Below are 11,722 nucleotides of genomic sequence, written 5' to 3'. Positions count from 1 at the left end.
GGGGCGCCGACGACGGTGGGAGAGACCTCCTCAACCAGGGATCGGCGATCCCTGGTTGAGCGGCTCGCGCGGGCGGAGAATACGAGGGTGATCGACCGACCGGCCCTCGCCGACTTCCTGACCCGCCGTCGCGCCGGACTCGCCCCCGCCGACGTCGGCCTGCCGCCCGGCGCGCGCCGCCGCACTCCCGGCCTGCGCCGCGAGGAGGTGGCGCAGCTCGCCGGACTCTCGGTGGACTACTACGCGCGCCTGGAGCAGGGACGCGGCCCGCAGCCCTCGCCGCAACTGGTCGCGGCCCTCGCCCGGGCCCTGCGGCTGACCGAGGACGAGCGGGACCACCTGTGCCACCTGGCCGGCCACCGGCCGCCGCGCCGGCACAGCCCGCTCACCCACGTCCGGCCCGGTCTGCTGCTGATCCTGGACCGTCTGCACGACACCCCGGCCCAGGTGGTGTCGGACGTGGGCGACGTCCTCGCCCAGAACCCGATGGCCGCCGCCCTGTTCGGCGACGTCTCGCAGCAGGGCCCGGAGCAGCGCAATGTGGTCCTGCGCTGGTTCACCGACCCCGCCGCCCGCGCGCTGTTCCCCGCCGAGCAGCACGAGGAGGTGGCCCGCGCACACGTCGCCCACCTGCGCGCCGCCCACGCGGCCCGGCCCGGGGACGCGCACCTGGACGGGCTGGTGGCACGCCTGCTCGCCACCGGCGGGGAGTTCGCCGCCCACTGGGCCCGGCACGACGTCGCCGTGCGGCGCAGCGGCCGCAAGACGGTGCTGCACCCGGTGGTCGGGCGGCTCGACCTCGACTGCGAGGTGCTGGCCGCCGCGGGCCAGGACCAGCTGCTGCTCGTCCACACCGCGCCGCCCGGCAGCACGACCGCCGAGCGCCTCGAACTGCTCCGGGTGGTCGGGTGCCAGCAGCTCGACCCCGGGCCGGCCGAGGGCGCGGGTGTGTCATGAGCCGCCGCCCCCGTTCCTCCGGAGCCGGGGCCCCGGAGCCCGTCGTTGCGCCCCGGAGGTCTGGACGGCACGGCCCGAGCTCGCCGCCCGGCTCGCCGCCGCCCTCCGCGGGGTGGCGGCCGGCCCGGCGCCGGACCTCCCGGAGGAGGTGCGACGCCGGGCCGAGGCGTTCCTGACGGCCGGGCGCGCGGCTGCGGACGCTCCGTCCCCCGGCAGCGGGTGACGGCCTTGCCACGGCGGGTCACCGGCCGTTCCGTTGCCCCGGGGAACCGGTTCTGACCTGCGCGTCCGTTTTCGGCGGCGGCCCGCGGAGCGGCTACCGTGGCCGGGCGGCCGGGCCCGGCCGCCCGGCGCCGCGGGCGCCGTCGGCACCACAAGGGACGGACCGGAATGCAGTTCGACGACCAGGGCGACCTCGACACCTCGCAGGTGGACGACCGGCGCGGCATCCCCGGCGGGAAGATCGCCATCGGCGGTGGCGCGGTCGGTCTGGTCGCCGTGCTGATCGCGGTGCTCTTCGGCGTCGACCCGAGCATCCTCGGGCTCTCCGACGGCGGCGGATCGAGCGCCGGGGCCGGCCGGACCACCACCGCGGGGGAGGTGCAGCAGGCCTGCAGGACGGGTGCCGACGCCAACCGCCGTCAGGACTGCCGGATCGTCGCCGTCACCAACAGCCTCCAGGACTACTGGGGCGGCCAGCTGCCCAAGTCCGGCGTCGCCTACCGGCCCGCCGAGACGGTCCTGTTCACCGGCCGGGTCTCCACCGCCTGCGGCGCGGCGAGCTCGGCGGTCGGCCCGTTCTACTGCTCCGGCGACCGGCGCGCCTACTTCGACCTCGGCTTCTTCGACGAGCTGTCCACCCGCTTCGGCGCGCGCGGCGGCCCGTTCGCCGAGGCCTACGTCGTCGCCCACGAGTACGGCCACCACATCCAGAACCTGACCGGCACGATGCAGAAGGTCGGCCAGGACCGGCAGGGCCGGGACAGCGCCTCGGTCAAACTGGAGCTCCAGGCCGACTGTTACGCCGGCGTCTGGGCCCACCACGCCACCACCACCCCGCAGGCCTCCACCGGCCGGCCGCTGATCAGTACCCTCACCGACCAGGACATCGCCCAGGGCCTGGACGCCGCGGCGGCCGTCGGCGACGACCGGATCCAGAAGCAGGCCACCGGCCGGATCGACCCCGACACCTGGACCCACGGCTCCTCCGACCAGCGCAAGACCTGGTTCACCACCGGCTACCGCAGCGGCGACCCGGCCCGCTGCGACACCTTCGCGGCGCAGCGCTGACCCCTCCGCTCGCCGGCCGCGCCCGGCCCGCCCGCCCCGGCACCCTGTCATCCGTCAGGGACCGGGGCGGGCGGCTGCTTCCTACGCTGCTGAGCACCGGCCGGACAACGGGCCGACCAGCACCTGAGGGAGAACCACCATGCGCAAGATCCTGCACGCCGCCGCCGCGCTCGCCCTCGCGGCCGTTGCCGCCACCACGGCGGGGGCCTCCGGCGCCCGGGCCGCCGACGGCTCCTGGGACGGCTGCCCGTACGGGGCGGTCTGTATCTACCCGCAGGACTCCGACACCAGCAGGCCGCCGACCGACGTCTTCTGGAGCTACGGAGCCCATAACCTCCGCAACCAGATCGGCCGGCACTGGGTGCTCAACAACCAGTCCGGCGGGGCGCATGCCCACTTGTGCACCGGCTCCAACGGCACCGGCTGCGGCGAGGACCTCGCCGCCGAGACGGGTGTCTACGCCGATCTGACGCCGATCAACTCCCTCACGCTCGACCGTCCCTGACCGGCCGAGGGCCGCCCGGTCCTCGGCCGACGCCGTCCGCGGCGGGTCCTTCGGGGGGAGGATCCGCCGCGGACGGCCGTGTCCGGGGCGCTTTCAGGCCCTGGGCGCGGCCGTGATCAGGAGTACCACCGGTGCTCGACCTGCTTCTGGAGGCCCAGGGTGAACAGGTCGATCCGGTCGGCGTCCCAGGACACGGCGCCCACTGTGGTCGGCGCGGCCGGTGCCGAGACGCGGCCGGTGCGAGTGCGGCCGCGCCCAGCAGGGTGAGTCCGACGGCGAGCCGTGCGGAGAGCGGACGGTGTGACATCTCCCGGGTCCCCCCTCGGACGATGGTCAAATCGACTGGGCATCAGATCAGTTGACGCTGCACGGGCAAGCCGTCGGGGGGCGGCCACCGCCGTCCGGGGGACCGCGAAGGGCGTGCGCCGGCCGTGGCGGGAGAGCTCCCGCACGCCGGCGCGCGGCTCAGCCCGCCTCCGGCGACGGGCAGCTGAGGTCGCCGGGCGGCAGCGCCCCGGTGAGCAGGTAGGACTCCACGGTGGAGCGCACGCACGGGTTCGGCCCGGGGTACTGGCCGTGGTCCCCGTTGCCGGTGACCGTCACCAGGCGCGAGCCGCGCAGCGCCCGGTGCGCGGACAGCGCGGCCTCGATGGGCGTCGCGGGGTCGTTCACCGAGTTGAGCATCAGGGTCGGCGGCAGGCCCGCGCCGGTGACCCGCACCGGGGGCGCCGTCGGTGCCGGCCAGGTGGCGCAGACCGCGGCGAAGGCGAGCGTGCGGGCCCCGACCAGCGGCCAGCGCGCGGTGCTCTCGGCGCTCCGCTCCGCCCAGACGGACAGGTCGCGGGTCCACGGGGTGTCGTTGCAGGTGACGGCGAAGTACTCGGCGAGGAACTCCGGGTCGAGGTACTGCTCGAAGGCCTGGCGGGCGGCGGCGCGGGCGGCCGGCCCGGCGTTCGGCCAGTCGTCGAGCGCGGTCAGCGCGGTGGCCAGGAGGGGGAAGTTGTGCGCGCGGTAGACGACCTGGATGGCTCCGTTGTCGAACTGGTTGGGCCCGATGGTGAGCGGGCCGTCGACGACCGGCGCCTCGCGCAGGGCCGCCCGGCGCGCCTCCCAGCGGGCCTTCACCTCGGCGGCGGTCGTGCCGTAGTGGTAGGTGGCGTCCCGGGCGGCCAGCCAGGGCAGGAAGTCCTCCTCGAACCGGCGCTGGAAGCTCATCGGCAGCCGCTGCTGGAACCGCTCCCAGGTGCCGTCGAAGCCGGTGTTGCTGTCCAGCACCATCCGCTCGACCCGCTGCGGGAAGAGCGTCGCGTAGTACGCGCCGATCCTGGTGGCGTAGGAGGGGCCGTAGAAGCTGACCCGGCGTTCGCCCAGCAGAGCGCGCAGCAGGTCGAGGTCCCGGGCGGTCTGCTCGGTCGTCAGATAGGGGAGCAGGCCCTCGCTGCGCCGCTCGCAGTCGGCGGCGAACCCGCGTGAGGCGGCGATCACCCGGGCCCGGTCGGCCGGCGTGTCGTCGCGGAAGTCCCCGGCGAAGAACGCCTGGAACTCCTCGGGCGTCTGGCAGACGGCCCGGGTGCTCAGGCCGACGCCGCGCTGGTCGAAGCCCACGACGTCGTAGGCGGCGCCCAGCGCGGGCGCCTTGGTGACGAAGTCCGCCGGGCGCGCCAGGCCCTTGCCGCCGGGGCCGCCGGAGGCCGTCAGCAGGGTGCCGATCCGCCGGCCGGGCTCGCTCGCGCGGTGCCGCGAGACCGCGATGGTGAGGTCGGGGCCGTGCCCGGGGTGGTGCCAGTCCCGGGGCGCGGTCATGGTGGCGCACTCCAGCGTGGCCTTGTCCGCGCAGGGCTGCCAGTCGAGTCGCTGGTGGGCGTAGCGCGCGGGGACGGGGGCCGGGGCCGGTCCGGTGGGAACCGCGACCGCGCCGGCCGTGCCCGCCGTCTGGGCCAGCGCGACGACGGCGAGCAGCGCCGCGGTGCGCCGGCCGAGGGCGGAGAGCCCGGGGCGGCGCATCCGGCCGGTCCGTGCGCTGGGTGCGGTGGGTGCGGTGGGTGCGGTGGGTGCGGCGGAGGTGGTCCGTGTGCTCGGCGTGGTCATGGGTCGATCATGGCCGCCGGAACGGTCGTGGTCGATCCAGTAGGCCCCCGTCTTCTCCCGGGTGCCTGGACCACCCTTGACGGTAAGTCAGCTACAGGTCGGCCCCCTCCCGGGGAACGCTTCAGTAGCCGACGGTGAAGCGGAGGCGGTGGTGGGCCGGGCGCTCGGCCTCGTCGAGGAGGGCGAGGGCGAAGTCCTCCATGGAGATGGCCGAGGTGCCGTCCGGGCCGACGAGGAGCTCGTCGCGGCCCAGCCGGTAGCGGCCGGTCCGCTCACCCGGTTCGAGCAGCGCGGCCGGGCTGAGGTAGGTCCAGTCGACCTCGGCGTCCGCGCGGCAGAGGGCGAGCTGCTCGCCGCAGGCGTCGGCGATCGGGCGCAGGGCGGCGGGGAAGTCCGGGGCGTCCACCAGGGCGACGCCGTTCCCGCCGGGCAGGGTGAGGCTGCCGGCGCCGCCGACGACCAGCAGCCGCACGCCCGTTCCGGCCAGGCCGGTCAGCAGGCCCTTGGTCGCGGTGGCGAGTTCGTCCTCGTGGCCGGGGGCCGGCCGGGTGGCCGCGACCAGCAGGTCCTGTCCGGCGGCGAGGCGGCGGACGTCGGCGGGGTCGCGGGCGTCGCCGGTGGCGGTCGCGACCGTCGGCGGGAGCCGGTGCGGGCCGGCGGGGCCGCGCAGCACGGCGGTGACCCGGTGGCCGCGGGCGGTGGCCTCGGCCACGACCCGGCTGCCGACGTTGCCGTTCGCGCCGAACACGGTGATGCGCATGGGGAGTTCTCCTCGGGGTCGGTCGGGAGGGAGGCGGGGGACGGTCAGGCGGTCTGGCGGCCGCGGGTACCGGAGGCAGCCGCGGCCGGCGCCCCGGCGACGACCTTCGACGGGGTGCTCGGGCGCTGGGTCTGCGCGGCGACGAGCGAGCCGAGCACGATCAGCGCGCCGACGGCCTGGACGGGCGCGAGGTCCTGGCCGAGCACCAGCCAGCCGAGGGCGGTGGCGACCACGGGGCTGAGCAGGCCGAGGAAGGTGACCGAGGTGGGCGGCAGGGCGCGGATGCCGCGGAACCAGAGCGCGTACGCGACGGCCGCGCCGATCAGGCCGAGGTAGCCGTAGCCGAGCAGGTTGGCGCCGGTGAGGTGGGACGGCGGCGGTCCTTCGACCAGCAGCGCGACCGGAAGGAGCAGCAGGCCGCCCGCGGTGAGCTGCCAGCCGGTGGTGGCCAGCAGCGGGGCCGGCGAGGTCCAGCGCTTGGAGAGGACGACGCCGGTGGCCATCACCACCGCGCCGCCGAGGGCGGCCACGACGCCCAGCGCGTCCAGCTGGGCGTCGGCGCGCAGCACGAGCAGGCTGACCCCGGTCACGCCGGCGATGCCGGAGACGAGGGTGCGCGCGGAGAGGCGGTCGCCGAGGAGCGCGGCCGACAGGCCCGCGGCGATCAGCGGCTGGACGGCGCCGACGGTGGCGGCGACGCCGCCGGGCAGGCGGTAGGCGGCGACGAAGAGGAGGGCGAAGAAGGCGCCGATGTTCAGTGCCCCGAGGACGAGCGAGCGCCACCACCAGCTGCCCTTCGGCAGGCGGCGGGTGAGGGCGATCAGCAGCAGTCCGGCGGGCAGGGCGCGGAGCACTCCGGCGAGCAGCGGCCGCCCGGGCGGCAGCAGTTCGGTGGTGACGAGGTAGGTGGAGCCCCAGATGGTGGGCGCGAGGGCGGTCAGCAGCACGATGGCGAGTCGATTCCTTAGCACTAAGCCAATGTATCTCAGCGCTAAGGAATCTGGGTGGGGAGTGGGCGGACGGGCGCTGTGAGGTATCTCACCGCTAAGGCATCGTTTAGGGTGGAGGGCATGGCAGAGCGCGAAGATCATGTGGACCGGGTGGTCCGGCAGTGGGGCGCGGAGCGTCCCGACCTCGATGTCTCCCCGATGGAGGTGATCGGCCGCCTCAAGCGGCTGAGCCGTCTGGTCGACGCCGAGCTGAAGGAGACCTTCGCCCGGCACGACCTCGACGCCGCCTCCTTCGACGTGCTCGCCACCCTGCGGCGCAGCGGCCCGCCGTACCGGCTCACCCCGACCGGCCTGATGCAGTCCGCGATGGTCACCTCCGGGGCGATCAGCCAGCGCCTCGACCGGCTGGAGGCCCGCGGCCTGGTCACCCGGACCCCCAGCGGCTCCGACGGCCGCAGCCGCGAGGTCGCGCTCACCGACGAGGGGTACGCCCTGATGGACCGCGCCCTGCCCGACCACCTCGCCACCGAGCGCCGCGTCCTGGCCGGCCTGGACGAGGCGCGGACCGCCGCCTTCGTCGACGCCCTGCGGACGGTGCTCGCCACCCTCGGCGACGGCCCCGGGTGACCGCCGCTCAGGGGTTGACCGCGACCGCCTTGAAGAAGGTGTAGTGGAAGGTCCCGCCCGGCTCCGCCGCGCGGCGCAGCTCCGTGAGGCCCCGGTCGAATGCCTCCGCCGTGGTGAGCCCGGCCGCGACCGCCTCGGCCCGCACCGCCTCGACCATCGCCACGAAGGTGCGCCGGGTGAACCCCTCCACCAGCGCCGGCCGGGCACCGTCCGCGTACACCGTGCGCGGTCCCACCACGACGTCCCGGAACCCGGCGCCGGTGAGCAGCGGGTACAGCCGGCGTCCGATCAGGGCGTCCCCGCCGCCGTCCGCCTGGAGCCGGACCAGCTGGTCGACGACGCGCTGCGCCGCCTCGCCGCGCGGGTGGAAGAACGCCGAGCCGTGGTCGCCCTCGATCACGGTGACGGTGCCGCCGGGCCGTAGCAGCCGGCGCAGCGCGGCCAGCGCCGCCACCGGGTCGGCGAGGTGTTCCAGGACGAAGCAGACGAAGAGGTGGTCGAAGGAGCCGTCGGGGAAGGGCAGCCGGTGCAGATCGCCGTGGTGCCAGCGGACGTCCGCGCCGGGCAGCTGCTCGGCGACCCGGTCCCGGGCCCGCGCGAGCGAGTCCGCCGAGACGTCGGCGGCGGTCAGCAGCACGCCGGGGTTGGCGGTCAGCAGGTGCACCGTCTGCGCGCCGACGCCGCACCCGGCCTCCAGGACCCGGCTGCCCGCCGGGTAGGCGGTGCCGGCGTGCAGCAGGGCGGCCAGGGTGTCGGCCTGCTCGCCGAGGCGCCGGGCCTCGGTGGGGGAGTAGCCGTGCACGTAGCCGGTGTCGGGGGCGGCGTCGGCTTCGGCGGCCGGCTCGGGGCGGAGTGCGGCGGACTGCGGGGTGCTCGTGGTCATGCCTCCACCCTCCCGGCACAATGGACCGGTGCCCAGGTCCAATGAGCGGTCGCCCGACAGGTCCACAACGGCCGGTGCCGACTTCCTCCAGCTCGACCCCCGCGAGGCCCCGGCCGGCGGACTCGCCGACTGGCTGGCCCGCCGGCTGCGGCAGGCGATCGCCGACGGCCGGCTGCCGGCGGGCAGCCGCCTGCCCGCCACCCGCCTGCTCGCCGCCGACCTGCGGGTCTCCCGGGGCGTGGTCACCGACGCCTACCGCCGGCTCGCCGAGGAGGGCCGGATCGCCGGCCGGGGCAGGGGCGGCACCGTCGTGGTCGACCCGTTCCCCCGCCCCTCGGCGCCCCAGCCGCCTGCTGTCCCCGCCCCCACCCGCGTGCCCGCCTCCGCCGCCGCGTCCCCGCCCGGTTCGCCGTTCGACGGCCCGCTCGTCCCGGCCGGCTTCGACACCCTGCGCAACGCCCCCGCCCGGATCGACCTCTCGCCCGGAGTCCCGGACCTCGCCGCCTTCCCCCGCACCGCCTGGCTGCGCGCCGAACGCGCCGTCCTCCACGACCTCGCCGCCCGGGACTTCGGCTACGGCGACCCGCGCGGCACCCCCGCGCTGCGCCGCGCCGTCGCCGACTGGCTCGGCCGCAACCGCGGCATCCGCGCCGACCCCGAGGACGTCCTCGTCGTGGCCGGGGCCGCCCAGGCCCTCGCCCTGGCCGGCGAGGTGCTGCGCACGGTCGGCCTCGACGTCGTCGCCGCCGAGGACCCGGGCTCCCTCGGCACCCGGCAGCACCTCGGCCACCGGATCACCGCCACCCCGCCGGTCCCGGTCGACGCCGAGGGCATCCGGGTCGACGCGCTGCGCGCCACCGGCGCCCGCGCCGTCCTGCTCACCCCCGCCCACCAGTTCCCGACCGGCGTGGTGCTCGCCGGCGCCCGCCGGCGCGAACTGCTCCGGTGGGCGGCCGAGGGCGGGCTCGTCATCGAGGACGACTACGACGCCGAACACCGCTACGACCGCCCGCCGGTGCCCGCGCTGCGCGGCGTCCTCCCCGAACAGGTCCTCTACCTCGGCAGCGTCTCCAAGCTCCTCGCCCCCGCGCTGCGCACCGGCTGGATGCTCGCCCCCGCCCGCTACCGGGACCTGCTGGTCGACGCCAAGCGGCTCAGCGACCTCGGCAACCCGGCACTGCCGCAACTCGTCCTCGCCCGCCTGATGGACTCCGGCGCGCTGGAACGCCACCTGCGGCTGCTGCGCCCGCGCCACCGGCGCCGCCGCGACGCGATGACCGCCGCCGTCGCCGCCCACCTGCCCGGCGCCGTCGTGCACGGCGCGGCGGCCGGGCTGCACCTCACGGTCACCTTCCCCGACGGTCCGGGCCGCACCGACACCGAGCTCGCCGCGGCGGCGCTGGCCCGTGGCGTCAAGGTGCAGCCGCTGTCCTGGCACGCCCGGCTGCCGCACCCGCCCGGGCTCGTCCTCGGCTACGCGGCCGTCGCGCCCGGCGAGATCGAGGAGGGCGTCGCCGTCCTCGGACGGCTGCTCCGGGAGGCGGGCCGCCCGCTCCCCGGGTGAGGCTGGTGACACCTTGCGCACCGCGCGGGGTGCCGACGGCGGGCGTGCGGCAGCCGCCCCGCCGTCGCGGCCCGGGTGCCCCGGGCGAACCCGGACGCGCGCCGCTCCCCGGACCGCCCGGACCCGAACGACCGAGGGAGGCCGGATGCCGATATCCCGCCGAACGATCCGTCTCGCCCTGCTCGCCCTGCTGCTCTCCGCCCTCGCCCCGTCCGCCTCGTCCACCCCGCTCTCCCCGCTCGCCCCGCCCGTCCGGGGTGCGGCGGCGGAGCCCACCGGCGAGGGGACCGGACCCGCGGCGACGGCTCCGACCCGCTCCACCCCTACGGAGAGGACCACCCCCGTGTCCACCACCGATGCGCTCCAGCTCGCCGGCCGGCGGGTGGTCTACTCGTACCCGGGGCCCACCCCGCCGCCGGAACTGCTGAGCACCGTCCGCGCGGGCCGCGCCGCCGGCGTCATCTTCTTCAAGGACAACATCCCCTCGCTGCCCCAGCTCCAGGCGGCCGTCGGCCAGTTGCGGCAGGCCGCGGCCGAGGCCCCGTCCGCCGCGCCGCTGCTGCTGATGACCGACCAGGAGGGCGGCCGGATCCGTCGGCTGACGGGTGCCCCGGAGCTCTCCGCCAAGCAGACCGGCCTCGCCCCCGACCCGGCCGGCGCGGCCGCCGGCGCCGGGGCCGGAGCGGCCCGCACCCTGAGCGGGGCGGGCCTGAACGTCAACCTCGCGCCCGTGCTCGACGTCTTCGACGCGCCCGACAACTTCATCGACCACTTCGAGCGCTCGTACAGCCAGAAGCCGGACGTGGTCGCCGAGCTGGGTTCCGCCTTCCTCGCCGCGCAGCAGAGCCTGGGGGTGGCCGCGACGGCCAAGCACTTCCCCGGCCTCGGCGCCGCCCCGGCCGGCGCGAACACCGATGCCGAACCCGTCGTCCTCCCCGTCCCGCTCGCGGACCTGCGGGAGCGCGGCGAGGAGCCGTACCGCGCCGCCATCGCCGCCGGGGTCCGGCTGGTGATGGCCTCCTGGGCGGTCTATCCGGCCCTGGACGCCTACCGCCCGGCGGGCCTGTCGCGCACCGTCGTCCACGGTGAGCTGCGCGAGCGGCTCGGCTTCCGCGGGGTGACCATCACCGACGCCCTGGAGGCCGGCGCGCTCGCCTCCTTCGGTGACGCCGGCGAGCGGGCCGTCGCGGCCGCGGACGCCGGGATGGACCTGCTGCTCTGCTCCGGCCGCGAGGTCGGACAGGGCGACGCCGCGGTCGCGGCCCTCGCGGCCGCCCTCGACAGCGGCCGCCTCGACGAAGCCGGGTTCACCGAGGCCGTCCACCGCGTCGACGCCCTCCGCGCCTCGCTGACCGGCTCCTGACCCGCTCCTGACCGGTTCCTGACCGGCGGTCCGCGGCCTCCCGCGGTGCCCGTCCTCCCGGGGCGCCCGACCTCCGGCGGCCCGCGCTCGCCTGCGATCATGCGTGCCATGGCAATGGACTGGAATCGCGCACAGGTGGTCCTCGAACCGGCCGGACCCGACCGCACGGCCGAGGTGCTGGAGGTCCTGGACGATGCGGCCGGATGGCTCGGCTCGCGCGGGATCGCACAGTGGCCCGCACGCTTCGAGGCCGCCCGGATCGCGGGAGCGCTCTCCCGCGGGGAGACCTGGCTGGCGGTCGTCGGCCCCGGGGACGAGCCTGCCGGTCGGGGCCGGGTGGCCGGGACGGTCACCTTGGACTGGGCGGACCCGCTGTGGGCGGACGCCGCCGGTGCGGCCGGCTACGTGCACCGTCTGGCCGTGCGCCGCTGGGCGGCCGGGCTCGGCGGGCACGTGCTCGACTGGGCCGCCGATGCCGCGCGGGCGCGCGGGGCGGGCTTCCTGCGGCTGGACTGCGTGGCGACGAACGCGCGGCTGCGCGCCTACTACGAGTCGCGCGGCTTCGCCCATCGCGGGGACGTGCAGGTGGCGGGCGCCCCGGGCGGACCCGCGGCCGAGCGGCCCGTCATCCGGCACAGCCGCTACGAGCTCGCCCTGGCCGGTGCCGCCACACGCTGACGCGGGGCGGCCCGGGTGACGGAGGCCGGCAAGGGTGGCGCGGAGGTGGCGCGAAAA

General features: G+C 76.7%; 11 protein-coding genes. 7 read left to right on the top strand and 4 right to left on the bottom strand.

Going from position 1 to position 11,722, the window contains the following annotated elements:
- The first annotated feature begins 90 nt into the window (after positions 1–90).
- From ACFU9E_RS10585 to ACFU9E_RS10575, 3 genes are all read left to right on the top strand, one after another.
- Positions 91–957, top strand: coding sequence for a helix-turn-helix transcriptional regulator (locus ACFU9E_RS10585; protein WP_380684560.1), 867 nt, complete (start codon positions 91–93; stop codon positions 955–957).
- A 390-nt stretch (positions 958–1,347) separates the two neighbouring features.
- Positions 1,348–2,247, top strand: coding sequence for a neutral zinc metallopeptidase (locus tag ACFU9E_RS10580; protein WP_380690301.1), 900 nt, complete (start codon positions 1,348–1,350; stop codon positions 2,245–2,247).
- A 139-nt stretch (positions 2,248–2,386) separates the two neighbouring features.
- Positions 2,387–2,752, top strand: coding sequence for a hypothetical protein (locus ACFU9E_RS10575; protein WP_380690299.1), 366 nt, complete (start codon positions 2,387–2,389; stop codon positions 2,750–2,752).
- 465 nt (positions 2,753–3,217) lie between these two features.
- Here ACFU9E_RS10575 and ACFU9E_RS10570 read toward each other — a convergent pair whose 3' ends face one another.
- The 3 genes from ACFU9E_RS10570 to ACFU9E_RS10560 all read right to left on the bottom strand — a co-directional run bounded on the left by ACFU9E_RS10570 (position 3,218) and on the right by ACFU9E_RS10560 (position 6,571).
- Positions 3,218–4,840: an alpha/beta hydrolase gene (locus tag ACFU9E_RS10570; RefSeq protein ID WP_380685195.1), complete on the bottom strand. Its 1,623-nt coding sequence runs from the start codon at positions 4,838–4,840 to the stop codon at positions 3,218–3,220.
- Between the two features lie 121 nt (positions 4,841–4,961).
- A complete protein-coding gene (locus tag ACFU9E_RS10565) occupies positions 4,962–5,600 on the bottom strand; it encodes an NAD(P)-dependent oxidoreductase (RefSeq protein WP_380685197.1) in 639 nt (212 codons plus the stop codon).
- A gap of 44 nt (positions 5,601–5,644) precedes the next feature.
- Positions 5,645–6,571 carry an EamA family transporter gene (locus ACFU9E_RS10560; RefSeq protein WP_380685199.1) on the bottom strand — a complete coding sequence of 309 codons (927 nt, stop codon included), beginning with the start codon at positions 6,569–6,571 and terminating at the stop codon, positions 5,645–5,647.
- A 99-nt stretch (positions 6,572–6,670) separates the two neighbouring features.
- Between ACFU9E_RS10560 and ACFU9E_RS10555 the strand changes: the two genes are divergently transcribed.
- Positions 6,671–7,177 (top strand): MarR family winged helix-turn-helix transcriptional regulator, encoded by a 507-nt coding sequence (locus tag ACFU9E_RS10555; protein WP_380685201.1) that lies wholly within the window; start codon positions 6,671–6,673, stop codon positions 7,175–7,177.
- 7 nt (positions 7,178–7,184) lie between these two features.
- Here ACFU9E_RS10555 and ACFU9E_RS10550 read toward each other — a convergent pair whose 3' ends face one another.
- Positions 7,185–8,060, bottom strand: a complete 876-nt coding sequence (locus ACFU9E_RS10550; protein WP_380685203.1) for a methyltransferase domain-containing protein — start codon at positions 8,058–8,060, stop codon at positions 7,185–7,187.
- Between ACFU9E_RS10550 and ACFU9E_RS10545 the strand changes: the two genes are divergently transcribed.
- The 3 genes from ACFU9E_RS10545 (at position 8,059) to ACFU9E_RS10535 (ending at position 11,665) form a co-directional block, all read left to right on the top strand.
- Positions 8,059–9,624, top strand: coding sequence for a PLP-dependent aminotransferase family protein (locus ACFU9E_RS10545; RefSeq protein ID WP_380685205.1), 1,566 nt, complete (start codon positions 8,059–8,061; stop codon positions 9,622–9,624). The genes ACFU9E_RS10550 and ACFU9E_RS10545 overlap by 2 nt on opposite strands.
- Before the next feature lie 145 nt (positions 9,625–9,769).
- Complete coding sequence (locus ACFU9E_RS10540; RefSeq protein WP_380685207.1) at positions 9,770–10,987, top strand: glycoside hydrolase family 3 N-terminal domain-containing protein; 1,218 nt, start codon at positions 9,770–9,772, stop codon at positions 10,985–10,987.
- Between the two features lie 108 nt (positions 10,988–11,095).
- Positions 11,096–11,665, top strand: coding sequence for a GNAT family N-acetyltransferase (locus ACFU9E_RS10535; protein ID WP_380685209.1), 570 nt, complete (start codon positions 11,096–11,098; stop codon positions 11,663–11,665).
- The last annotated feature ends 57 nt before the right edge of the window (positions 11,666–11,722 follow it).

Origin of the sequence: Kitasatospora sp. NPDC057595 (genome assembly GCF_042800875.1) — a bacterium.
GTDB lineage: Bacteria > Actinomycetota > Actinomycetes > Streptomycetales > Streptomycetaceae > Kitasatospora.
Note: the sequence above shows the minus strand (reverse complement) of the source record. Positions and strands in the feature narration are given on the sequence as shown.